Origin of the sequence: Pleurocapsa minor HA4230-MV1, assembly GCA_019359095.1 — a bacterium.
Classification (GTDB): Bacteria; Cyanobacteriota; Cyanobacteriia; order Cyanobacteriales; family Xenococcaceae; genus Waterburya; species Waterburya minor.
Map to the genome: position 1 here is coordinate 102,242 of JAHHHZ010000025.1, position 25,249 is coordinate 127,490.

23 protein-coding genes are annotated in these 25,249 nt (G+C 38.9%); 12 read left to right on the forward strand and 11 right to left on the reverse strand.

All coding sequences use genetic code 11. The features are described 5' to 3' along the window. The first annotated feature begins 159 nt into the window (after nucleotides 1-159). From KME09_17130 to KME09_17140, 3 genes are all read left to right on the forward strand, one after another. Entirely contained in the window at nucleotides 160-792 is a 633-nt protein-coding gene (locus tag KME09_17130) for a hypothetical protein (GenBank protein ID MBW4535663.1), read from the forward strand. Nucleotides 793-934: 142 nt separating this feature from the next. Beyond that, nucleotides 935-1,357 carry a hypothetical protein gene (locus KME09_17135; GenBank protein MBW4535664.1) on the forward strand — a complete coding sequence of 141 codons (423 nt, stop codon included), beginning with the start codon at nucleotides 935-937 and terminating at the stop codon, nucleotides 1,355-1,357. Between the two features lie 45 nt (nucleotides 1,358-1,402). Beyond that, nucleotides 1,403-1,663, forward strand: a complete 261-nt coding sequence (locus tag KME09_17140) for a cytochrome d ubiquinol oxidase subunit II (GenBank protein ID MBW4535665.1) — start codon at nucleotides 1,403-1,405, stop codon at nucleotides 1,661-1,663. Nucleotides 1,664-1,794: 131 nt separating this feature from the next. Here KME09_17140 and KME09_17145 read toward each other — a convergent pair whose 3' ends face one another. Further along, nucleotides 1,795-2,292 carry a nitrate reductase associated protein gene (locus KME09_17145; GenBank protein MBW4535666.1) on the reverse strand — a complete coding sequence of 166 codons (498 nt, stop codon included), beginning with the start codon at nucleotides 2,290-2,292 and terminating at the stop codon, nucleotides 1,795-1,797. A gap of 399 nt (nucleotides 2,293-2,691) precedes the next feature. On the opposite strand from KME09_17145, the gene rodA reads away from it, so the two are divergent. Then, entirely contained in the window at nucleotides 2,692-4,020 is a 1,329-nt protein-coding gene (gene rodA / locus KME09_17150) for a rod shape-determining protein RodA (protein ID MBW4535667.1), read from the forward strand. Nucleotides 4,021-4,108: 88 nt separating this feature from the next. Here rodA and KME09_17155 read toward each other — a convergent pair whose 3' ends face one another. The 9 genes from KME09_17155 to KME09_17195 form a co-directional block, all read right to left on the reverse strand. Next, the gene (locus tag KME09_17155) at nucleotides 4,109-4,915 is read right to left on the reverse strand and encodes a WecB/TagA/CpsF family glycosyltransferase (GenBank protein ID MBW4535668.1); all 807 of its coding nucleotides are present in this window, start codon (nucleotides 4,913-4,915) and stop codon (nucleotides 4,109-4,111) included. Nucleotides 4,916-4,918: 3 nt separating this feature from the next. Next, nucleotides 4,919-5,980, reverse strand: coding sequence for an NAD-dependent epimerase/dehydratase family protein (locus KME09_17160; GenBank protein ID MBW4535669.1), 1,062 nt, complete (start codon nucleotides 5,978-5,980; stop codon nucleotides 4,919-4,921). A 673-nt stretch (nucleotides 5,981-6,653) separates the two neighbouring features. Continuing rightward, nucleotides 6,654-7,631 (reverse strand): glycosyltransferase, encoded by a 978-nt coding sequence (locus tag KME09_17165; protein MBW4535670.1) that lies wholly within the window; start codon nucleotides 7,629-7,631, stop codon nucleotides 6,654-6,656. 423 nt (nucleotides 7,632-8,054) lie between these two features. Next, complete coding sequence (locus KME09_17170) at nucleotides 8,055-9,044, reverse strand: glycosyltransferase (GenBank protein MBW4535671.1); 990 nt, start codon at nucleotides 9,042-9,044, stop codon at nucleotides 8,055-8,057. Between the two features lie 101 nt (nucleotides 9,045-9,145). Beyond that, nucleotides 9,146-10,417, reverse strand: coding sequence for an oligosaccharide flippase family protein (locus tag KME09_17175; GenBank protein MBW4535672.1), 1,272 nt, complete (start codon nucleotides 10,415-10,417; stop codon nucleotides 9,146-9,148). A gap of 3 nt (nucleotides 10,418-10,420) precedes the next feature. Next, nucleotides 10,421-11,644 (reverse strand): O-antigen ligase family protein, encoded by a 1,224-nt coding sequence (locus KME09_17180; GenBank protein ID MBW4535673.1) that lies wholly within the window; start codon nucleotides 11,642-11,644, stop codon nucleotides 10,421-10,423. Between the two features lie 115 nt (nucleotides 11,645-11,759). Then, the gene (locus tag KME09_17185) at nucleotides 11,760-13,931 is read right to left on the reverse strand and encodes a polysaccharide biosynthesis tyrosine autokinase (protein MBW4535674.1); all 2,172 of its coding nucleotides are present in this window, start codon (nucleotides 13,929-13,931) and stop codon (nucleotides 11,760-11,762) included. Between the two features lie 97 nt (nucleotides 13,932-14,028). Continuing rightward, nucleotides 14,029-15,513: a sugar transferase gene (locus KME09_17190; GenBank protein MBW4535675.1), complete on the reverse strand. Its 1,485-nt coding sequence runs from the start codon at nucleotides 15,511-15,513 to the stop codon at nucleotides 14,029-14,031. A 342-nt stretch (nucleotides 15,514-15,855) separates the two neighbouring features. Further along, on the reverse strand, nucleotides 15,856-18,318 hold the full coding sequence (locus tag KME09_17195; GenBank protein ID MBW4535676.1) for an ATP-binding cassette domain-containing protein: 2,463 nt from the start codon (nucleotides 18,316-18,318) through the stop codon (nucleotides 15,856-15,858). Between the two features lie 301 nt (nucleotides 18,319-18,619). Between KME09_17195 and KME09_17200 the strand changes: the two genes are divergently transcribed. The 8 genes from KME09_17200 (at nucleotide 18,620) to arsC (ending at nucleotide 24,585) form a co-directional block, all read left to right on the forward strand. Then, nucleotides 18,620-19,804 (forward strand): sigma-70 family RNA polymerase sigma factor, encoded by a 1,185-nt coding sequence (locus tag KME09_17200; protein MBW4535677.1) that lies wholly within the window; start codon nucleotides 18,620-18,622, stop codon nucleotides 19,802-19,804. Nucleotides 19,805-19,842: 38 nt separating this feature from the next. Next, a complete protein-coding gene (locus KME09_17205; GenBank protein MBW4535678.1) occupies nucleotides 19,843-21,009 on the forward strand; it encodes a DUF1822 family protein in 1,167 nt (388 codons plus the stop codon). 183 nt (nucleotides 21,010-21,192) lie between these two features. Further along, entirely contained in the window at nucleotides 21,193-21,738 is a 546-nt protein-coding gene (locus KME09_17210) for a pyridoxamine 5'-phosphate oxidase family protein (GenBank protein MBW4535679.1), read from the forward strand. 79 nt (nucleotides 21,739-21,817) lie between these two features. Next, nucleotides 21,818-22,135, forward strand: coding sequence for a metalloregulator ArsR/SmtB family transcription factor (locus KME09_17215; GenBank protein MBW4535680.1), 318 nt, complete (start codon nucleotides 21,818-21,820; stop codon nucleotides 22,133-22,135). Nucleotides 22,136-22,293: 158 nt separating this feature from the next. Beyond that, entirely contained in the window at nucleotides 22,294-22,752 is a 459-nt protein-coding gene (locus KME09_17220) for a dual specificity protein phosphatase family protein (GenBank protein MBW4535681.1), read from the forward strand. Nucleotides 22,753-22,771: 19 nt separating this feature from the next. After that, nucleotides 22,772-23,398: an arsenical resistance protein ArsH gene (arsH, locus tag KME09_17225; protein MBW4535682.1), complete on the forward strand. Its 627-nt coding sequence runs from the start codon at nucleotides 22,772-22,774 to the stop codon at nucleotides 23,396-23,398. Nucleotides 23,399-23,453: 55 nt separating this feature from the next. Continuing rightward, nucleotides 23,454-24,167 (forward strand): aquaporin, encoded by a 714-nt coding sequence (locus tag KME09_17230; GenBank protein MBW4535683.1) that lies wholly within the window; start codon nucleotides 23,454-23,456, stop codon nucleotides 24,165-24,167. A gap of 22 nt (nucleotides 24,168-24,189) precedes the next feature. Continuing rightward, nucleotides 24,190-24,585, forward strand: coding sequence for an arsenate reductase, glutathione/glutaredoxin type (gene arsC, locus KME09_17235; protein ID MBW4535684.1), 396 nt, complete (start codon nucleotides 24,190-24,192; stop codon nucleotides 24,583-24,585). Between the two features lie 50 nt (nucleotides 24,586-24,635). On the opposite strand, the gene KME09_17240 is transcribed toward arsC, so the two are convergent. Beyond that, nucleotides 24,636-25,181: a Uma2 family endonuclease gene (locus tag KME09_17240; GenBank protein MBW4535685.1), complete on the reverse strand. Its 546-nt coding sequence runs from the start codon at nucleotides 25,179-25,181 to the stop codon at nucleotides 24,636-24,638. Nucleotides 25,182-25,249: the final 68 nt, after the last annotated feature.

Below are 25,249 nucleotides of genomic sequence, written 5' to 3' on the forward strand. Positions count from 1 at the left end.
TCTAAAGTATCTACAATTTTGCTTTAAAGCTTGACAGTATCAGTTTAGAGTAGTTTGTTGTCTAGCTTTTGATGCTGAAATTTTTGGTGGTTGGGGTTTGGTATTCTGTAGTCGATAGTTGCTTGGCGTGAAATAGAAGTTAAAAGAATATCTAGTCTTATGAATCGAAATACCTTATCGGTGGAGCATGAGGATAGTTTGACCCAGGATAAACCGCTCAAGCAAAAAGACATTGCCACGGTTTGTATCTATGGTTTGAGTTTAATATCCGCTGGATTGTTTCTCTTCTTGCCCTTGGTAAATTTGCTCAGTCCTAGTCCTTGGCAGCGTTATATGGGTGCAATTCACGGCGGTGCTTCCTTATTTGCCGTAGTAGTAATTGCATATGCAGGACATTTGGCTTTTCCTTTGCTGAGAGGGAATGCCTCAATTTTGCCTCAAATGCGCACTTTAACTTTCTGGGCAAGTTGCTTATCTTTTCTAGCGATTGTCTCGGGAAACTGGGTTTATATGCGCTATCGAGCGCCTTTAAATGGGCCTAGAGGATGGATAGTGGAAAATACTCCTTTGGTTCATTACTTGTTTATGGAATATCACGAATTTACTGTACTGTTTACCTTGCCTTTGGGTATTGCCTGTACCTGGAGCTTATGGAAGTATGGAGATTCAATTCTGGAAAAGCAAAATCGTTCCGTACTAACTGCTACTTGCTTTGCCTTGATGGCAATGATGTTTTTTGCGATTGGCGGATTAGTTACGGGTTTAAATGTCGCCAGAATCCACTCTTTGTAAATATCTCTCAAATATCTTTCAAATATGTCTCAAATATCTCTCAGTAGAGATTCGGTAAATAATTAGTTGTCTACTCAAAAATGTCCAGCTTATGACTAAATCAAGATCATCTTATTCCGCACCGTCTCCCTGGTATGTTCGACTGGGCAATTATCTAAAAAGATTTCCTCAAGGTTTAGCTCAAGGTGCTAAAAAACCTCCTATATCATCTGGTGCTGCGGGTGCAGCCTTAATTAGCGCTGCTTTCGCTAGCTTCGTCATGATGGTTAATCAGCATTTTGCAGCTGCCTTTAAAAGTTACGAAGACCTGATTTGGAACTTAGGTGCATGGATTCCTGGCAGTCGTAATGCCGATCCACTGTACGGAGAAATTGGTAGTTATAGTGGCAAAGAAACTATTTTACTAATTACTTGGTTATTTAGTTGGTTATTCCTAACCCTACTTTGGCGTAATCGCGAAATCAAAGGAAATACTATTTTCTTTTGTCTGTTTTTTTTCTTGGTTGCCGCAACCGTGATGAATTGGCATCCTTTGTTTCCTTATATGCCTTTAATGCCTAAATAAGGCAACGTCAATCAAATCACATCACTTTTGTTGGTAATAAACATCATGAATACAGATAAAATTCAGCACTCATCATCCCACCAGTTCGATCATCTTTTAAACAGTAACCCAAAATCAACATCGACCAATTTACATAAGTATGTTTGGGGGTTAGTGGGAGTTGTCGGTTTATTTTTTGCTAGTTTTCCGATCGCTTATGCACGAGTGTCTCAGAGTGAAAATTTTGACCAACAGCCTGTCCACTCAATTGACTGGGATGAAAGTCAAAAAGCTAACCTAGTCTATCCAGAACCAAAGCCAAAATAGTCTAATTATCTAAATTCAGCGAAATTAAATTAAGCGCGATCGCCATAACATAATCTTACTAGTAGTCTAGTAATTAAAGCTTGTTAAGGCGATCGCTTTGCTACATAAAGCATCATCTCCTATCAGAGTATTCAATCAGTTGACAAGATACCAAACTCTTGAAGTGCAGGAATAAAGTTTTTATTTTCGTGGCTAGGACGACTCAACTTGATTAGAGCAAAGCGTTGAGCTGGATTTAAATTAGACCATTGCTCTAAAGACAACGATAGGTGATGCTCTTGTGCTTTAGTTTGAACACTATCAGGAATATTTGTCTCATTTAACCAGAGTGGATTGGATTCTATTGCCAGTTCTTTAGCTGCTTGACCAGTTTTAGCAATAATTAAATTTTGTAGCCATTTACGGTACGTCTGACATTGATTAGGGGTGGTACAGGGTAAATTGACTAAAGTTTCGCGTTCAGCCTGACTAAATTGATTCCAGTGGGCTAGTTTGAGCTTGACACCACAGTTATCTAGCTTCATCCTGACTAACATCGGAATACATTGTAGAGTGCCAACAAAATCTGCTTCAAACTGAAAATAATTGGCAGATTTTGCTTCTTGTGGTTGAGGTTGAATATTTCCCATCAGTTTTTACCTTGCCAAAATCAAAACTTCAGCATACTTAAGTATTTATTAGAGTGATTAATTCCAATCATATTCAATTTTGTCGTTCCAAAGCAGAGTTAATCTGATTTGCCGCTGTAACTTATAACACTACGTAGAAACATTAGGACTTTTCCTATTTCCTATTTCCTACTTCCTACTTCCTACTTCCTACTTACGAGCAGATTACTATTAATGTCCTAATCTGCGGCGGCTTTTGAGTGTGAATCTTCATACTCAAAACGCGCCGCTAATTTTGTACGTCCATAACTTGCCAAAATTCAAATACTCGATAGAATCGGCAGTATCTTTGATCAATGTTGAATCAACTATTATTGAATAGTTGCGTACCTTGATTACGGTGAACCATATCAACTATTAATGTTCACCTATTTATCTAGTTATAAAGTGATTAAATCTCGTCTTCAACCCAGCAAATCAAATATTGTCAAGTCTAAATTTACATCCTTAAAACAACGGGGATGGTTTTTGGTCAGTTCTTGGCGATCGCTTGACTGGTTATTGCTGTTATCAGTCATCACCGTAACTGTATTCGGTGGATTTGCAATTTATAGTACCGAGTTGGCTGGAAAACATAACTACAGTTACCAACATTGGCTATTTAGCGCAGTGGGATTAATTATTACTTTGGTTATTGCTCGTTGGCATTATCTAATATTATTGCGTTGGCACTGGTTGATTTATGCTCTAACTAACATTTCTCTAATTGCCGTAATCTTTACAGGAGTATCGGCAAACGGGGCGCAAAGTTGGATTAACATTGCAGGTTTTAATGTTCAGCCTTCTGAGTTTGCCAAAATTGCGATGGTAATTACTTTAGCAGCTTTATTACATAATCAGGACGGTACGAATTTAAAAACTATCCTGCGAACTTTAGCCATTACTGCTGTTCCTTGGGGCTTAGTCTTTATCCAGCCTGATTTAGGTACTTCTCTTGTTTTTGGGGCGATCGTCATCACGATGCTGTATTGGGCAAATGCTAAAATAGGCTGGCTGATTTTGCTGGTTTCTCCACTGTTTTCAGCTATCCTTTATAATCTTTATCTTCCAGGCTGGATCCTTTGGGTTTTACTAGTGATGGCGATCGCCTGGTTAACTTTACCCAATAGAATTATTTCTACCCTTAGTGCTTTAATAATTAATTTAGGTGCGGTGGAGTTAGCTATTGTGTTCTGGAATGCCTTAAAAGACTATCAAAAAGCGCGATTAACTCTGTTTCTCGATCCCGAACAAGATCCTTTAGGTGGAGGATATCACTTGATTCAATCACGAATTGCGATCGGTGCGGGTGGATTCTGGGGCAAAGGATGGCATCAGGGGACTCAGACTAAGCTTGATTTTATTCCCGAACAGCATACTGATTTTATTTTTTCTGCCGTTGGCGAGCAATTCGGCTTTATTGGCTGTATCCTGCTCGTGTCATTTTTTTGGCTAATCTGCGTTCGTTTGCTTTGGATTGCAGCTACGGCAAAGGATGATTTTGGTTCTTTACTGGCGATCGGCACTCTAGCTATAATTGCCTTTCAAATTGTGATTAACGTTAGTATGACGATTGGATTAACACCGATTACTGGCATCCCTCTCCCTTGGATGAGCTACGGCAGATCTTTTCTGTTAACAACCTTTATCAGTATCGGTTTGGTTGAGTCTGTCGCTAACCATCGAGAAAAGGTGCGTGGCGATCGCTAGATTTGCTCTGAAAATAATCAGGATGAAGTAAAAACCAAGAGCTGGAAAACTCATCAATTACTTTCATCCTGACTCGCTCTTTACTTAACTACCCATAAGATTCGATCTTTTCTTCACCATTTGGCATACTTGGCACAAATTTCTTCAAGCCCAAATATTGCTGTAAAACGTGCCAGACATATAGTGGATTCAAAATAGCATAACGCTGCCACAACCTTTTCGGCTCTTGGATTAAACGAAACAGCCATTCTAAACCCACATCCTGCATCCATTTTGGTGCTTGAGGTAAAGTTCCTGCATGAAAATCAAAAGCTGCGCCAACTGCCAAAATTGGCATATTGAGTAAGTTACGATATTCATAAGCCCAAGTTTCCTGTCGAGGACAGCCTAAGCCGAGAAAAACGGCACTAGCACCAGAAGCCTTAATTCTCTCAACTAACTCTAAACGTTCATCAGGGGAAAGTCTTCTAAATTTAGATTCTTCCATGCCTGCAATCTTAAATCCAGGATAGAGCCGCTTTAAATTACGCGCAAACTTGGCTAAAGTTTCTTTTTTGCTACCGTATAAATAAATGCTTAATCCTTCTCTAGCAAGAGACTCTGCTACTTTTAGAGTCAAGTTCGGCCCATAAACGCGATCGGGTAATTGCTTTTTGTAAATCCCTGACAATGCCCAGCGCACAGGCTGTCCATCAGGAACTACCAGATCGAGACCATTCAATCGCCTAGCATGGGTGCTATCTAAAAAACCAGTCATTACCCCGTGTACCGCCAAGGCGCTAACTGCAAATGCTTGCTTATTTTTGGCAGCATCTGTAATTGTTGATACTGCCGACTCATAATCAACTGCGTTAACGTTAATTCCTAAGATTGAATATTTTCCTAAATTAATCATTGTTTAATTCCATCTTTCTATACCACTTTCATAAATTTCTGACAAAATTTGTTTGATGTCATACTTAAGTGACCAATCTGGATAGTGAGATTTAAACTTGGCTAAATCACTAACGTACCAGATATGATCCCCACTGCGATTAGTATCTGTATATGAATAATCTAATTTTTTACCAGAAAGTTCCTCAGCAATGGCGATCGCTTCAAGCATTGAGCAGTTGCTTTCTTTGCCACCACCAATGTTATAAACTTCGGCTACGCGAGGATTTTTATAAAACTCATAAAAGGCAGAGATTAAATCTGAACAGTGGATATTATCGCGAACCTGTTTTCCCTTGTAGCCATAAATGGTATATGGCTTAGCGATCGCCGTACACTTAACTAGGTATGCTAAAAATCCGTGTAATTCTGTTCCTGAATGATTTGGCCCAGTTAAACATCCTCCTCTAAACGAAGCAGTACGAATCCCAAAGTAGCGCCCATACTCTTGTACAAGTACGTCAGCAGCAACTTTAGAAGCTCCAAATAAAGAATGTTTGCATTGATCGATACTCATGCTTTCTGGTATTCCCTGAGCATATTCATGAGCTGGATCGATTTCCCAGCGTCGATCTAATTCTTTCAAAGGCAAGGAGTTAGGTAAATCTCCATAAACCTTGTTGGTAGAAGTAAAGATGAAAACCGCATCAGGACAATATTCACGAGTAGCCTGGAGTAGATTTAAGGTACCATTAGCATTAACTGTAAAGTCCGAAAAAGGATCTTTAGCAGCCCAATCATGAGATGGTTGAGCTGCTGTATGAATAATCAGCGATATGTCATTACCAAAGTGTTGAAATATTTCTTCGATCGCATCATAATCGCGGATATCAACTTCACGATGCTGATAGTTATCAATCTCTTTTTCTAATCTTTGACGATTCCACTTAGTTGAAGCTTCTTCGCCAAAGAAAAACTTACGCATATCATTATCTATACCGACAACATCCATTCCCAAGCTACTGAAGAATCTGACGGCTTCCGAACCGATCAAACCAGCCGAACCAGTAATAATTGCTACACCCATATTCAACTTTAATTTTTAACTGCTTATTTATCTCACTGACCCAACTGTTATCTAAAACTCGGAGTTAAAATTCAATAAGTTTCAGGTGAGTTATGAGTATTTACTATTAAGTATATTTACTATTAAGTCTATGCCATAATAGCTTGAATTTATCAATATGTCGATAACTAATCAGTAAAAATGCTGAGAAAAAGACTGCAATAATTAAATATTACGAGATATAGCTTATTTTGTTTAGTAAGCCAATTTAAATTATCAATTTGAATAACCAAGGGTTTTAAATAAACAACAAAATAGTAGTCTACTTAAAGATAATTTAGATTAGGATTACGAAGTACAAAAGTATTTGAACCCCTGACGATTTTTGAGCTTAATTTAGTGCAATTTATCGACAAATATAGCCATACGTAAAAACGTTAGGACATTTTTGAAAAACTACTCCTACTACCTACTACCTACTACCTACTACCTACTACCTTCGAGCCGATCACCTTAATTGTCCTAATCTAACTTTGTACGGCTATAAGTCAAATCCATTCATAGTTCAAGCTACTCGATCTACTAAATTAGTATTTAGTTATCTGAAATTTGCATGATGGGTTGAAAGCAAGAATTTCCCTAATTCCTCAAATCCCTGTTGTCGAAACTGTTTAACTATTCAAACAACTCGATCTTAAACACGGTGAATGGTTCTATATTCTTGATATTCACTACCCAGACTACCCGTAATCATACCAGCCCCTAAAAATGAGGTTTGAATGCCTTTGACGAAGACAGCCTTGCGACCAAAAGATATAGCTGCCGTTAATATGCCCTGAACTAAGCGAAAACTGCCTTTAGCAAATCGCTGAATTCTCGTGCCTAGAGAGCGATTTTGAACTAATTCACAAAAGGCGAATCCATTTCCACGACGATAAGCTCTTTGCCACAGCCATTTATAATTAGTCCGACTGGTCGGGAGCCATTCTGTCACCAGAGCCTTCTCTGCCCAAATAGCCTTGTATCCCTTCTGGTAAACCTGCATGAATAGATGTGTATCATCCGCACCATTAGAACGAAACTGCTCATCAAAACGAATATGCTGAAATAATTCTGCCTTAGCGAAAAGGTTGCTAGTATAGGCGTATTCATAGTTATGATGCAAATTTTGCCCATTAGACAAATTGTCAGCTCCAAAAAAGCTCTCGAGCCAATTGGCGGGTTGCTCGACAAAATGAGGTGTTACGGGGCCTGTTAGAATATCCGCAGAGAATTCCTGTTGAGCTGTCATCAATTCATCTAGCCAGTTTTCAGCAGGTACTTCATCGTCATCCATAATCGCAATAAAATCTACATCATTCTTCGCTATATCTACTGAATGATTGCGAGCGAAAGGAATGCCTCTTTGCTTTTCAATCTCGTATACTAGGTGGATTTTGTGATGAGCCACAAATTCATCGCAAACACTTCGGGCAGAACCTTCAGCATCATTATCCACAATCACAAGCTTGATATCTGGTGCTAGATTTTTAGTGAATTTTTGTTTTGCTACACCATTTAGTAATCTCTTGAGTCCGTCAGGTCGGAAACAGGTAATTACACAAATAGCAATTTTAGTAGGCTGGGGGTTGTTTAAGGTTTCGATTTCGTTCTCTACGACTCTCATGTTCATTTTGCTTAGTAAGGCGTAAATACAGTAATGCCACTTATGAATACTTACGCAGATTGCAGATCGATTAATCAACAATCAACTGGCAGCAGTAAAGCATTACTTTCATTTTTAAGTTTTTTTATATGTCTGCTAAAGTTTTTAGCCTAGCTTATTATGTCTTGTATCCAAAAATTTTCGTTTTCTGCTAATCTTGAATACCCAAGTTTTTTAACCTAAGCATATTTTAATTAGACCATTTTAGGGTTCATATTTAGGTAAAGATTCTAACCTAATATTCACCTAAATAATACTAACTTTACAATATATTATTATCACCACTAAAATAGACAAAAATAGTTATTATCCTCCCTTCAACTTGATGGTTGACTAGCTTAATCCAGCTTAAATCAACAAGTAATTAATGAGCTTATCTGGCAATCTCCTTTACTTTTTGTGGTGCTGCTGCTCAATGAACTTTGAAAGTCGAGTAATTTCTTGCTGTACTGACATATTCCATTTTTGACGATAGGCAGCTAGGTCTAATTCTTGGACTGATAAAGAGCGAATAGCTTGGGCGATCGCTTGAGGGTTATTATCAACCAATACCGCCCATTCTCCAAATAGTTTTTCCGTTAGAGAAGTTCGGCTAATCACTAATTGAGTATCAGAAGATAGAGCTTCACAAGCACCACTCGGCTGGGTAGCATCACTGGTAGTTAGGACTAAAGCAGCCAGGCTGGAACACAAAACTTGGTGATAATCTTCAGTTGCCAAAAAACCCGTTAAACTGACGTTGTTTAACTGCTGTAGACTGCTTGCGGTTGCTGCATTAAGTTTATTAGCATCAGCGGTAATGACAAAATTATATTCAGTCAGTTTTTTCATACTGTCGATTAGCAACTCTACAGGCTCATCCCAGGGATCGAAAGAGGCAATCACCAAAATTTGCTTTTCTAGCCGTTTTGGCGGACAAGAAGGCGCGATCGCCTTAATGGGATCGGAAATTGTAAACAGCTTTGTTGCAGGATACATTCCCTTAACTAGCTCAAACATCTCGGTGTTATGCACAATTATGCCGAGAGAGTTGCTTAAAATAGTCTGGGAAATAGGTAACTTTTGCCACATTTTTACTTGAAATAGTGGGTTATGTGCATCAATAAGGTAGGGAGTTTTGGTTATTAATGCGGGTAGAGCGCTAAAAGTTGGCGGACATTGGGCGATCGCAAAATCAGGTCTTTTCAGCAGAATGTCTTTGATATTGACTGCTAATTTGAATAGGTAGTCTAAAGGTCTAAGATATTTACTGGGAAAAAGATGAGGCAAAAATTTTAGTTCACAATTTAAAAGAGAAGCCAAAACTTCTGGTCTTCTCTGATATTTTTTCCAAACAATAAATAAGCCACTCAGTTTTGTTGGAGGTGTTGTCTCTGACATTAATTAAATGGATTCACTGTGATAATTTTTAATGGTTTTAGTTGATTGCCAAGTCACGCTGAACATCATAATATGATGCTGTGAATATTGTGAGAATTAGTTTACGCTGATTTTCTAGAATATAGATAGACAGCACTCCACAATACAATCATCAACAAACATTCAGAGACAAGAGTTGCCCAAATAGCACCACGCCAACTATACAGGGGAATCAGCCAATAATTAAGTAAGCCATTAACAACTGCTACTAACACTTGCGATCCACTTCTAACTTCTTGTAAATCAGCTCCTGTTAATGTATCAGCTGCAAATATATGCATCGTCCGAAAGAATATACTGGGAGATAACAATATTAGAGCAGTCGCCGAATCTTTGTATTCTGAACCCAAAATTAATGGTACTAGAGGAGCGAAAACTGCCAGTCCCACAATAGCGATTAGCGAATAACCTACAGACATAGGTAGTAATTTTTTGCATAGCTCGAAACTACTTTTGATTCCCGAAGCTCCCTGTTGAAAAAAGTTTCTAAACGAAGCCATCGCTAATGACATAATTGGCGTAAACGAGACATTTAAAATGTGGTAAGCCGCTCCATAAATTCCCGCAGATTCTAAAGTTGATAGCTTAGCCAACATCGATTTGTCGATGTCGTTATAGATAGTTTGAGCGGAAATACCGATCGCGAAAGAAAAACCTAATTTTAGATCCTCCTTTACTTTTGCTAAAACAAACTTAGGATAATCTACCTGCTTCACTAGTAAATAAGTAGACATCACCGCCGCCAAGAAGGTAGCAATACAATAAATAATTGTCCAAGTTAAAATACTCGGATTATCATATAGGGTAATTAATACTAACACGCCAAAAAATCTGTTTACTGAAACTAAAAACATAATTTTTGCGGTATAGTCAAGCATTCCAATCCCCACAAAACTGTCTCTAACTAAGTCATTTAATCTTAAAAAAATTAAATTAGCTAAAGCTACCACAAAGACGACCTGAATAGAGATTCCAGGTATAGGGAAAAAACTATAAACTATCAGAATTAAACTGGTAAATAGCGAACCAAAAATAAGCGTTTTGAGGATGCCTGTTCCCCAAGATTCTCGAAATAAACTTCTTTGCCGAGAAACATTTTGAATAATTATTTGTTCGCTGCCCCAGCTAGCAAAAGGTATTAGTATAGAGACTATAGCAACTATTCCTACATAAGCTCCATATTTTCCAGGAGCAAAGGTACGGGCTAGAATTATAAAATAAATCCCTTGAACCAGCAATTGCAAAATGAAAGACAGAAAAATTGCTAACGAATCTTTGAATCTTTCACTTTGAGTAAGCTGCTTAATTTTTGCTATGACTTTTTTTTTAGGCATTAACTAACTTAAAAGCTTGATTTTTGAAGTTGTTTTCATGGAGTAGATTGCTGCTAAAGAGATAATCCAGAGCGTACTTTGACTCAAGAAAGATACTTCGGTTAGGTTGAAAAAAATAGTATAGAGTAAAAGCAGAAAAATCCACAGCACTTTAATTTCTTTAGACAATAAATATTTAAAGAGGGCATTGAAAATACAGCCAAAATAGCTAACGCTAAATACAGCTAGTCCAATTACGCCTATATCTAACCAAGTTTGAATAAAGCCATTGTGTGCATGAGGAGGAATCCAAGTATGAACTTTCCAAATTATATCTGTTTCTCGGTGTGAACTCGAAAAAAACGCACCATATCCATAACCAAGCCAGGGCTTTTGTTGAATGAAACCCCAGAGATCGGCCCATAAAGGAGTTCTTCCTGTGAGGGTAATGTCTTTATCAAAGGCATTTAAGAAGGTATTAAAATTGATCATCAGGAAGAATAGCGATAAGGCTATGAAGATCAACAGGAGCAGGATTGCCAAAACACTCTGCTTAGATTTAAACGATACTAGTTTTAATCCTTGAGCAGTTGTAAAAATAAATATCACGCTAATCAAAGATGTCCCAGATTGAGCCAAGAGTATGATTACGACTGAGAGTAAGCAGCAAATTTGGTAAAATGTCCGATACTGCTTGGCTGAAATTGAGCGAAAGTAGAAAGTGAGAAAGCTCATAAACATAGCTTCCCCCAAACCATTTTTATGGGGATAAATGCCCCGCCAATTACCAGAAGGCATAATTCCATAAGTGGGAATGACCAAGGCAAATAGAAAACTACAAAATAAGCCGATTCCAAAGCTCCAAGCATATATTTTAAGCTGTTCCTCAAAGCTATATCTAGACCCCAAATATAGGCCAAATGCACTTGTCCCAATTAAAGCGATCGCTTTTCTTAAGGTAAGATCGGGGAGTGAAGACCATGAAACCGAGAATATTACCAGCCCAATTAAAAACAGTAGCCATAAATTGGTTTTGAGAAAAGCGATTGTTCTTTGCCAGCGCAAGCCTAACAGAGCAAAAGTGATGAGATAGATTGAGAGGAAAGCAAAGCGCAGCAGCGCACTATCGATATCTCCTTCATCACCACCAATTGATGGCCCTAAAATTAGGCTGTAAAATCCTTGAGAAAATAGCAATAAAGAAGCCACTGCAAACGTATTTTCCCAAGGACGAATTGATAATTTCATGCTGCTTTTAAATGAGAATAAAATTGATAGTTACGCTTGAAGTTTAGAGCATAATAAAAGCTAACATCTGCCATCAGCTGAATAATCAATTTGGCTAACTCAAAAGTTTTAAATTTTATTTTTTCTTAGCGTAATAGTAACTGCTGTAATGATAAGGTTCTCGCTTCATATCAGCCCCATTGACAATTACGCCTAAAACTTTTAATCCAGTGCTGTCAAGCAGTTTTTTGGCCGCGGTGGCACTATTATAGTCTGCCACTCCTGGACGAACTACAAACAAAAAGCCATCAACAGCCTTGCCAATGATTTTTGCGTCGGCAAGACCAATGATTGGTGGAGTATCAAAAATAACCTGATCGTATTCTTGAGCTATTTCGGCGATAAAATCGAGAAAAGAAGGAGAATCTAATAGAGCAATAGGATTGGCAGGAATTGAACCAGAAGTTAAAACATCCAGATTAGGCATCACATTTTGTACCCCTTCTGACCAGAAAATTTTTCCTGCCATAACTTCATGTAGACCAATTTGGTTAGAAATTTCCCAAATATGATGTTGAGTTGGGCGGCGCATGTCTGCATCGATTAACAAGATCCTCTGACCACATTGCGATCGCGCTACGGCAAGATTGGCTGAGACAGAAGACTTTCCTTCCTGGGGTACGGAGCTAGTGATGGCAATCACTTTTTTCTTGGCATTAGCGTCAAGAAGATTAAGATTAACCTGAATATTTTGATAGGCTTCTTTGAGTGGCATCATCGATACTTCGCTGACAACCTGCTCAGGAAAATTCGCTCTCTCGCTCCCAGGAAGCTGAAGCTGCTGATTATTTCCTCCCAAACTAAGATCTGGTACAACCCCATGAAGAGGATAAGCAAACATACTTTCTACTTCTTGAGTATTTTTGATAGTATTGTCCTTGAGATCTAACAGAAAAGCTAAAGCCGTACCAAAAAGTAGCCCCATCATCGCTCCTGCTGCGACAATTATTTTGCCATCAGGATTAACAGGATCTTCAGCCAGAGCTGCTGCCGAAATTACTCTAACTTTATCTACCTTGTAATCTTGACGAATACCTATCTCATTAGCCTTAGTCAAAAGAGTTTCATAATTGGCGGTTACTGACTCAAGCTTACGCTCTAATTGTCGCTGTTGCTCTTCTAGTTGAGGTGAAAGATTCGCCCTTTTTTGGTAATTGTTGTAAGAATCTTTCAGGGATGCCAGTCTCTGCTCTAAACCTTCTTTGCGTAACCCCAGATCGGCAAACTCTGTAAGTTGCCCTTGCTTTAATTCCCCCAATCTTAAAATATTAATTTGTCCTGCCAGTCCTTGTTGTTGAGGGCCCAAGGCACTTGCTACTTCTGTTCTCAACAAAGCTTCTAAATCTGCTTGTTCCTCCTTGAGGCTAATAATTTGGGGAGAACTATCCGATAAAAGATTACTCTTTTGAGCCAGCTCTACCTTGACCTTTTGTAGCTGAGCTAATGTTTCCTGTAAGCTGATGGATTGGCTGAGAGAACTGACTGCTGAAGCCTCTTGCCAACTCATACCGAGTTGACTCTGCAATCTGTTATAGCGTGCATTCACGTCATTCAAGTCAGCGCTCACCTGATTGATCTGATTTTCAACCTGAGCAACCGAATCAATATCGGCGGTAATTTGCCCTTGAAGATCAGAAATACCATTGCGATTTTTAAAGTTGCGGAGGTTTGCTTCGGCATCTTCCACCTCAGTCTCTAATTTCGGTAGCTGCTGTTTGATAAAATCTCCGTCTTGTAGTGCTGCTTCACTGTTAAATAGAGCATAACCATCAGAGTAGAGTTCTACCGCCCGATTAACAAAGGAAACTGCTACGTCAGGATCTGGATTCTCATAAGATATTTGTAATAAATCAGTACCGATGACGGGTTGAACCTTGAGCGCTTTTTTGACAGTTTTATAAGTTAGAGGCTTACCATTTTCTTCTTTAAGGTCGAGTTCTTGAATTACTTTTTCCACAATGGTTCTCGAACCAAGAATCTCTGCTTCAGTCTCAATCGGATCTTTTTCTAAAACGGTTTTTTTTACTTCAGGATTACCATCGGCAATACCGATACGGCTTGAAGTTTGCTCAGGCTCAATTAGTAATCTTGCTTCAGCTTCATAAATGTTTTTTGATGCTAAAGCTGCAATTAAGGAAAGAGTAACAATCCCGACAAAAGTTGCGCTAGCTGGAATCCAGTGTCGTCTGATTACCTGCCAGTAACGACTAAAATCGATATGCTCTTCAATGGGTAAGTTAGAATCCATAAATTTCAACTTGATGAATTTACTGTATTAATTTTATTTATCTTAAGAAATAAGCGATCGCAATCTGATGACTGCGAAGACCGTAAATACTAATATATTAATATGCACCTTTTGCTAAAAAGACGACCTGAATTGTCTGGAGCAAAATTTTAAAATCAAGGGCCAAAGACCAGTTTTCAATATATTCAAAATCTAAATCGAAGACACCTTCAGAACCAGTATCAGAACGACCGCTAACCTGCCACAATCCAGTAATTCCTGGTAATACTTCTTGGCGAAAAAAGTGATCCTGAGAAAATTTGGCAACGTCTCTAACAGGAAGCGGTCTAGGCCCAACCAAACTCATTTCTCCTCGCAGAACATTAAGTAGTTGGGGTAGTTCATCAAGACTATAGCGACGTAGATACTTACCAATCCGAGTAATACGGGGATCGTCTTTGATTTTAAATAAGATTCCTCCCTGAATTTCGTTTTGCGCTTCAAGCTTTTGCTGTAGTTCACTAGCATTTTCTACCATGGTACGAAACTTACAGATCTTGAAGTGATTTCCTTTTAGACCAACTCGCGTCTGTTGGTATAAGATTGCACCTGGTGAATCTAACTTGATTAGCATGGCAATTACCAGTAATGGTAGCCCAATAACTGCTAACAACAAAGAAGACACCAAAATATCAAAAACTCGCTTGCTGAAAAAGTCGATCCCGACAATTGCCGATTGAGCAAATCTAATCGTTGGTACGCCGATAATTGTCGCAATTTCCGCCTGTCTGGCGGGCAATTTGAAGTTAATTGGCAGAATTCTCCAGTTGACACCAATCGTTCTTAGTTTCCAATAAAGACTAGCAGATCCTTTGACCGCTTCCCATGAGCAGATAAACACTTCATCTAGCTCTTTATAGTTAATTTGATCCAGAGCCAGGTAAAGTGCCTCATCTTGATGAAATTTGGATAGATCTAGCTGTCCTGCAATTAGATAAACTTCACTACTTTCTAGTAAGGCTTTTGAACTCTTTAATTCTTCTGGGTTACCAATCAAAAGAATTTTTTGTTTTAAAGGGTAGTATTTTTGACGCACATAAAACCAGACCCAATTTAAACTTAAACGCTGTAAAGTAACCAGTAAAATCGTTATGATGCTAGCTAGCAATAATTGATAAATGACTTGAGATTCATAAAATCGCCAAACAATTGGTACAATTGCTATATGCGCTAGAAAAACAGCTTTGATTGGGTTTGAAAGGTTGCGGCTTTTATTCCCCTTACGATACAAATCGTAGGCAGAAAATAGAAAAATCATAAATCCCAATACAGTCAAAAAAAGACTGAACATTGCTGGATTTTTGTGCATAAAATCAGAATCAAGTTGCGCCCAACTGTAGTCGAAGGCAATTGACCATCCTAAAGCCAAAGCTAAACTGTCCATCAAGAACAAAATAGTGATTTTTAGTCTGTAGGAAATTTCTTTTTCAGCTAACTTTAAATACCCAGGAGAACGAAGATCTCTACTCTCTATCATCTGATCATCTAAACGATCTTGCTTATTTACCGCGTAGTCTGGAGTACTAGAGAATTTGTCTAACATAAACTTGTTTTTGAATTAGTTTTAAAGTTCTGAATCAGAGCGATAAAGTAATAGCAGTACGAACTCTTACTTAAACTACATTGTAAAAATACTCGAGTGTTCCGCTAGCAATTTAATAGGAGCTTTTTTGTAGATAATTAAACTTTAAAAAATATTAGTAATTTAGTATATACAATAATAGGATAAGTGTATTCATTTAAGAGAAAATACTTAGTCCTAGATTAATGTATAACCTACGGTCGATCGTACTGTCAATGCCCTAACTAAAATGAACCCAACACTTTACAGCAACTTCATTTAAGATGCAAAAAAAAGTAAAAAACCTTAGTAGGAAATACTGGGCTAAAAAATATCTTTTCGGCGCAGCACAATCAGAGCAACTATGCTGTAAATTAAAGTATGAACTATTAAAATTCCCCAATTAAGATTAAGATTTGACCAAGTAGCTTCATACACTGAAGAAGGTTGAAAGATGTCTTTTAGTACTTCACTACTCAAAACAGGGTTGGGTTTGGGCGCCATGGCATTAACGTCAGCTAAAGCACCATATGCTCCAATTGACCAGCGACTAAGCATCAACCAAGACAGCTTGCTTGACCATCCTTCTAAGTTAAATAGTACGCCAGAAAAGATAATTTGGGGAATCATTACTAGAGGTAAAATCCCATTACCTTCGTTCTCAGTTTTCACCAATGCAGACAGCATCAAACTCAAACTAGTGCTAGCAAGTAAAGTTAAAAAAGTAGTGATAGCAAAGCCTAAAGACCAAGGAAGTAGTTGAGATTGAGGGGATTGAAATACCAGTAAGACCACCACAGAAATTAGTAATGTTTGAACTACAGCCAGACCACCACGAATAATTAGTTTGGAGGTTAAATAAGACCTTAATCCCAAATTAAGTAAGCGTTCGCGAAAGTAAATTGCTGTTTCTTGAACTATCTCCCGAATAGAGTTAGCTAAACCAATCCAAATGGCGATTGAGCTAAAAATAAACAACAGACGAAGTGCTAAAGAAGCTTGAGTAATGCTGGGGTCATCGACAATGCTTAGAGGCTGTTCGTCACGTAAAGGCAAGCCAGTCAGAGCAATAGTAATTGGCCCTGCTAATAAAGTTAAAATCAGGCTGGTGCTGTCTCGACTAACTAGCTTCCAATAACGTTGGCACAGTAAAAATAGCTGTGCAAAAGGAGAAACACTTTTAGTATTGCTGGACTTAGCAGCCTGCTGATTTTCCTTGCCTGGACTCAGAGAATTTTGGATATATGCTCTATACTCATTGGAATTAGCATATTTTTGTGACCAGTAGCGAACCCGTTGAGCGATCGCCGCTTTATTTTTACCTTTGTTTAATTCAATGTAAATATCGGCAAAATCACCAAAATGCTCGTTTTCAAAATGTCCGCCGTTACGCTGAAAAAATGCTAAAGCTTCGTCTGGAGGGCCATAATAGCAAAGGTTACCCCCCAAACCGAGAAAGGCGATGCGATCGCAAATTCCAATATTATCTGTAGCGTGGGTAACTAAAGCTATAGTTCTGCCTCGATCTGCTTGCTCCCGTAGCAGCTGCATCATTTCTTTATCTAAACCAGGATCTAGTCCTGAAGTTGGTTCGTCTAGGAAAAATAGTTTGGGATCTGCTAGGAGTTCCACGCCGATACTAACGCGCTTGCGCTGACCACCACTAAGTCGAGACACCAGGGTATTTTGCACATGAGAAAGCTTGATTTGCTCTAAAGTGCTGTTAATCGCTTCATTGATGTCGGTGTCTGGTGGTAGTCGTAGCTGACAGGCATAGCGCAATACCTCTTCTACCGTCAGATTTTGGTGAATAATGTCATCTTGGGGAACATAACCAACCTGAGAACGATAAACAGGCCAGTTTTTGCGTAGGTTATCGCCGTTGAGATAGACATTACCTGAAGATATTGGAGCAATGCCTAACAGTGCCTTCATTAAGGTAGATTTTCCTGCACCACTGCCGCCAACAAAAGCAACTAGCTGTCCTGGCTCTAAGACCAAATAAACATCATTGAGGATCGTAAAAGTTTCGCCTTTTTTATCTTTGACCTGAAAAGTCAGCTTGTGAGCATCGAGGCGAATTTGATTGGTAGCGTTAGTTAATTCGAGCGCTTCCCCTGTAAACAACAAGACATAAGGCCCAATCTGGATTGTATCGCCGTTTTTGAGTTGAAAAGGCTTGTCTATACGTTCCCCGTTAACAAAAGTACCATTGCTGCTGTGATCCTGAAGAATATATCCCCCTCGACTATCAGGATTAATCGTGGCGTGGAAACGAGAAACCATCGGAGCATCTAATTCAATTGCCGACGTGCTATTAGGAGAGCGTCCTAATTCGACGGGCCATTTTTGTAACCCTTTGAGGTCAAGTCGTCGCACGCTGGGGATAATCATTTCCCCTTGTTTGGGATTATAATAAGTGAGAATTATTTGTTGCCTGGGATCTTGCCCAATATGCAGTTGCTCTCCGTTTTTAAGGATGTGTCCTTCCGTTAAATTGATGCGAGACTGATTGAGAAAAATACCATTACCGCTGGGCTTTTGCTGATCGCGATCGCCATCATAGATCCGAAAGTTATTGCCTTGTTTTTCGATAATTGCCTGTCTGCGAGAAACTATATTCCATTCACTGGGAGTCAGCATATTTGCCCAGCTAGGATCTCTACCCAAGTAATTAAGCTCATGACTAAGACGCAGAACTTTTGTTTGACCTTGATTATTAAGTTCAATATAAGGTTCAGTCTCAGCAGTTATGAGTATTGTCTCCTCGGAATAATTGCTAGTCATGATATCTAATATTTAGCTGATATTTATAATTGTCTAAAAACATGATGGAGAACACAAGATAGTTTTATAATATATATGCCTTGCAGTAATTAATATTGCTACGCAGAACTTAAGATTGAAACTCTCAGCAAATCAAACTAATTTAAGTATTGTGTAGTATTTTGAGTAAATAGCTAGCAGTATTGAAGATGTTCTAAACTGCCAACAACCTCGCTCTAGAAAATATGCTGTTTAGCAGTCTTAGAGTGAAACTGTTGAACTAATGCCAGTACAACTATTACATTTATTTTTTGGTCGATTAATGCTCCCTCGCCAAGATCCAGTTGAAATTTTTTCTACTTTTATTCAATTTGATGACGATCGCTTTGCAGGTTGGGCAACAGATCCTCGCCTACGTCGTAGCATGAGGCAGTCTGTGGATCAGATCTCAACGGACAACTCAGCTAATTTTTGGGCTTTATACTGGCATCAAATTTGGCAGCAACAGCCGACAGGTTTAGCAAAAGACCATTTAGCCGCTTATTTACAGGAAGTTTGCTTTTGGTCGGCGACCAAAACTATTAGTGGCTTTAGCAGTAGTCAATATACTGTTGCCGATTGCTTTCAAGTAGCGATCGCCCGTATTGATAAAATTCTTCAAGGGTTTGACCGCGAACGAGGATTTAATCTTACAAGCTATGCCAGTATTACTTTTGCCAATTTGATTCGAGAACTATTGCGCCAGCAGAAAGAAATTGATATTTGTTCTGATTGGTCTTTACTGCGCAAGCTGAGTCAGAAAAGAATGATTGAGGCACTAGTTAATGCAGGACTAGATCGAGAAACAACTGAACGCTATATTTTAGCTTGGACTTGTCTTAAAACGATCTACGTTCCCGAACGAGCATCTTCGACTCGCAGTCTCCCAAAACCACAACCAGAAACCTGGTTAGCGATCGCTAATCTTTATAATCAAGAACGGCATACTCAGTTAAAGCTGTCTACAGAAACGGCTAGCTGTTCACAGCTAGAAAACTGGCTGCTGATCTGCGTTAAGGCAGCACGTTCCTATTTATTTCCCAACGTAGCTTCACTGAATCAACCTAAGCCTGGTTCTGAACAAGAAATCGGTGATTCCCTAGTGGGAGAGGTAACCCAATCCCTCTTGGCAGATATGATTGCTCGTGAGGAAATCGAGCAGCGCGCTCAGCAACATACCGATCTTAATCAGTTTTTGACCGCTACTATTAACCAATTAAAGCCAGAAGAACAGAAGTTACTGCAACTATATTATGCTTTGGGATTAAAACAGGCAGAAATTGCTCAGGAATTAAACACCCAACAATACAGTATTTCTCGCAAGTTATCTAAGATTAGAAAAGGACTGCTATTAGCTTTAGCACAGTGGAGTCAGGCAACTATGCATATCTCTTTGACCTCGGACATACTCGACAATATCAGCTCACTATTAGAAGAATGGTTAGCTAGCTACTATGACAGCAATTAACAATTAAATAGAAAATCTAGACTTAAGGATTTACACCGATGATTACCGCAAACTCAACTATATTCAACTCTACAGATTTAGTTCTTGCATTAGACCAAGCTACTATCGATCGCGCTTGGTTACAAAGTCAAGCGGCTGGTAGCGCTTCTAGCCGTTGGCAGAACTATCTCAATCAAGTTACCTTAGCGGTTTTCCTACCCTGGTTACAAGAGGAAGTAGATGCTACGGCTAAGACACAGTGGCAACAAGGGCAAGTTGATGTTTGGGAAGTAGTTAACGGTACAGCGATCGCCATTGAAGATGCTAAATTGGTTTTGATTCCCAGCGAAGCCGAAGACCTAGAAGAACTAAGAGTACCTCAAGAATGGATCGATCTGCCTAACTGGACAGCGGACTATTATTTGGCAGTACAGGTCAATGTTGATGCTGGTTATGTCCGAGTTTGGGGTTATACTACTCATCAACAGTTAAAGCAGGGTAGTTTTAATCCTAGCGATCGCACCTATAGCCTCAGCGATCGGCAGTTGATCGCCGATCTTAATGTCTTATGGGTTGCTAGAGAATTATGTCTTAATGAAGTTACCCAAGCTGCAATTGAACCTCTTGCCGAACTTACTCCCCCACAGGCAGATAATTTAATTGAGCGTTTAGGTAATCCCGCTCAGCTTTTACCTCGACTAGCCGTTCCTTTCACTACCTGGGGTGCCTTGCTGCAAAATCCTCAATGGTGTCGTCGGCTGTCTGCAACTCGTCGTGGTGTACCAAGCAAAACTCCTGTTTTACAGTGGCTCAAGCAGGGATTGAGTGACCTTTCGACAGAATTTGGCTGGAGACAGATTGAATTAAGTTTAAGCGCCGATGGAGCTAGAGGTGCTGCTACTGTTGATGGTGTTGTTCCCGCTTTTGGTTTAGCCAAAAAACTGGCGATCGCTAATCAACCTTACGAGTTAAAAATCCTCCCCTTAGAAGAACCAGGATCTTGGCGCTTTGAAATGTCCTGCCTCACCCCTGGCTGTTTGATCCCCGCTGGCTTTAAGTTGAAATTACTCACCTCAGAACTACAAGATTTTGAGGGTAACGAAGATTTGGCAACGGAAGCAGTTCCCCAACTTTCCTTAGAAGTTGACCTCGATCCAGGAGAATTATTAGTCTGGCAAGTCGAACCGACTCCAGATAACTATCAACAGGAAACTTTGCAGTTCTAAACTGGCAAAATCTGCAAAATTTATTTAAGAGAAGATCTATATCTATTTTCAGGCGATTACCCTTCAGGTAGGCTGTGCGATCGCCAATATTTAATTAATTGAAGAATAATTGAAAAATTCAACTTTTTTGCTCTATATTTCTAATTATATTTAGAGAAATATTGAAGCTGGCAGCTAATCACTATGGGTAAGATATTACCTGAAATTGACAATAACTTACAATCTTGGATTAATAAACAACAAATGTTTTTTGTGGCTACTGCTCCTTTATCTGCTAATGGTCATATCAATTGTTCTCCTAAAGGGGCTGATTCTTTTCGCGTAATTGATCCAAAAACAGTAGCTTATCAAGACTTAACAGGAAGTGGCATCGAAACTATTGCCCATCTTCAAGAAAATGGCAGAATTGTGATCATGTTTTGCGCTTTTGCAGGCGCACCTCAAATTGTTCGGTTACATGGTACAGGTACTCCGCTCTTTCAAGATAGTGCCGATTACCAACACATAGCAAAATTATTTCAGCCTCATCCAGGGGAAAGATCGATTATTAAAATAGATGTCCAAAGAATTGCTACTTCTTGTGGCTATTCCGTACCCCTATATGATTATGTAGATGGACGTGATGTTTTAAATAAATGGACAGAGCAGAAAAGTCCAGAAGAATTAGCTGCTTATAGACAGAAGAAGAATCAATTAAGTATTGATGGTTTACCTGGATTGTTATTTTGAAAGTCTATCTTGATATTTAGTTCTTGATATTTAGTTTTCAGAATCTTTTAAGATGGAAAAAACATTTCAATAAAACTTGATGCAAGCTATCACTCAAGATCCAATTCAAGTCTCAACTTACTTTCGCGCCCTTGCCGATCCTTTAAGAATACAAATAATCGAATTACTGCGTAATCAAGAGCTATGTGTTTGTGAACTGTGTGAAAAAATTGATGTAAGTCAATCTAAACTATCTTTTCATCTCAAAAATCTTAAAGAGGCTAACTTGGTAACTGCTCGTCAAGAGGGTCGCTGGATTTACTATCGTCTTAATTTAGCTCAATTCGTCATTCTCGAACAGTATTTAGCTGAATATCGACGATTTGGAACTATTTTACCAGCAAAAAGCTGCAATTAATTAGCTCGACTGGGATTGGCGTAATTTATCGTAGCTGGTAATTTAACACATCAAGTTTTTTTGATGCATCAAGTTTTTTTGATGTAAAATCAAATATTATTTTCGTAGTTTCACAATATCTCATTAGTTGCGAATCTTAAGACGTAAAAACATATCAAATGTCAGTATCAGTAACATATCCTAATTATATTTGGTGGCTTGTACCACAAAAACTAGCAGGAATGTCCAGACCACCACTAGAAGACTTACCTTTGCTCTATCAAGCTGGTATGAGGGGTATAGTTTCAGTCATGGATGAACCTTCGGGGATTAAAGAATATCAAGAGGCGGGATTTGAAGCCCTTTGGCTGCCAATTACAGGAGGTAAGTCACCTAGCTTAGAGCAAGTTAGACTATTTATTCAATTCGCCAAACCATTAATTTCTAACAATCAACCAGTAGCTGTTCATTGTACTAGCGGTAATCGTAGAACAGGAACGTTGCTTGCTGCATATTTAGTTGCAGAAGGAGAGTTGCCATCAAGAGCAATCTCCATGATTCAAAAAGCGCGCCCTACAGCGGAACTACGAGATGTCCAAAGAGAGTTTCTTGTCAGTTTGCCACAGCTATTAAGATGATGTTTTATAAAAAGCAAAAATGACCAATTTTAATCATCCACCCAGAATCCTATTTTTATATGGCTCATTAAGAGAGCGTTCTTACAGTCGTCTTGTGGCAGAAGAAGCCGCCCGAATTATTACCAATATGGGGGCAGAAGTTAAATTCTTTCATCCCCACGAATTACCACTACGAGGACAAGTGCCAGAAACCCATCCCAAAGTACAAGAACTACGAGAGTTAAGCCAATGGTCTGAAGGTCAAGTTTGGTCTTCTCCCGAAATGCACGGCAATGTTACGGGTATTCTCAAAAATCAAATTGACTGGATACCTCTAACTATTGGTTCTGTAAGACCAACCCAAGGCAAAACTTTAGCGGTGATGCAGGTTAGTGGTGGTTCACAGTCTTTTAATGCAGTCAATACCTTGCGGATTCTGGGGCGATGGATGCGGATGTTTACCATTCCCAATCAATCCTCGGTAGCTAAAGCCTATCAGGAGTTTAATGAAGATGGCACGATGAAAGATTCTGCTTATCGCGATCGCGTTGTCGATGTTATGGAAGAGTTATATAAGTTCACTCTGTTACTACGGGATAAAATTAATTACTTAACTGATCGTCATAGTGAACGTAAAGAAAAAGAAGAAGCAGAAAATAAACAGTAAGCATTTAGTAGATAAAATTACTCCAAAACAAAATGAAAACTGCAATTGAAGATCAATGAGCAAATTACCGAAGCCTAAAAAAACTGGGATGAATCATATTTTCTATTACTGGCAAGAAGCTATTACAGAATTTATCGGTACTTTTATCCTAGTTTTTACTGGTTGTGGAGCAGTTATGGTGGATACCATTAGCAATGGTAGTTTATCTCACCTGGGAGTTAGTTTTGTGTTTGGGGCAGTAGTAGCTGCTGTGATATATAGCACGCAACATATTAGCGAGGCTCATATCAACCCTGCCGTAACTCTCGCTTTTTGGACGAGCGGTTTTTTTGCTCGGCAAAAAGTAATACCTTACGTTGTAGCACAATGTCTGGGTGCGATCGCAGCTTCAGGGCTACTTTTGCTCACACTGGGTAAAGTTGCCAACCTGGGGGCTACTTTACCACTAGAAGATAATTGGCTTCAATCCCTAATCCTCGAAACTATTCTGACTTTTATCTTGATGTTTGTCATTTTAGGTTCTGGCTTAGACCGACGTGCAGCAGGGGATTTTGCAGGGTTAGCAATTGGCTTGACAGTAGCATTGGAAGCAGCTTTTATGGGCCCGATTACTGGGGCGAGTATGAATCCAGCAAGATCGCTGGGGCCTGCTTTTGTCAGTGGTCTTTGGCAACATCATTGGCTGTATTGGGTTGCACCAATTATGGGAGCGCAATTAGCCGTATTTGTTTACGGTTTTCTATCAAATGGTTTTCACGATATCCAATAAATTATCTAACCGAATAAAAACCATGAAAAAAGTTATGTTTGTCTGCAAGAGAAATTCCTGTCGTTCCCAAATGGCGGAAGGCTTTGCCAAAACATTAGGAGAGGGCAAAATTGAAGTTACTTCTTCTGGGTTAGAAGCCAGTCGGGTACATCCCACAGCAATTGAGGTCATGTCAGAAATTGGGATTGATATTAGTAATCAAACTTCCGATCCTTTGAGTGATTTTAATGCCGATGATTACGACGCTGTAATTTCCCTGTGCGGTTGTGGGGTAAACTTACCACCTGAATGGGTAATGCGATCGGTATTTGAAGATTGGCAATTAGACGATCCCGACGGACAACCGATAGAAACTTTTCACCGTGTTAGGGATAAAATTAAAGAGCGAGTAGCTAACCTAATTGAAAAACTTAGCTAACTTTAGTAAGTTTAGTTTTAGGCTTAAAATTATAATTGCTCCATAATTTATTACAAGAGCAAACTATCCAGACTAATTGTTATTTCAGGAAAAGCTTGTGGCGCGATCGTCTCAGACTTATATTCTACTACTTGCAAATAATTGTCTTGACTAGGTTGAGTGTGAACAATTAGCTTTTTATTTACTAAGTCAATAACCCAATATTCGGATATTCCATTACGAGCATAAATAACTGTTTTTTGTGACAAATCTTTAGCTAGAGTACGATTAGCAATCTCAATTAACCAATAAATATCTTCTGCGTAAGGATGATGCAAATCATAAGTACTTTCTGGTAATCGAACGATGCTAACGTCAGGTTCAGGTTCAGAATTATCTAGAGTAATTGGATGAGCTTCATAAACTTCTGCTCTATCTTCTAGCAACTTACGCAAATATTTCACTATTTTATGGCTAGTATTGCGATGAGGAATTCCTTCTGGACTCATTTCGACAAGCTCTCCTTCCAGCAATTCAACTTGTTGTCCTTCTAGTACCCCAGAGTCCACTAATTCATGCCATTTTTCAATTGACCACTTGTATCTAGTAGTAGCCATGAGTGTAATACAATCAATTTAAAGTTTTGAGCTTTTGTTAAAATATTAGCAACAAAGGTAAATTAACG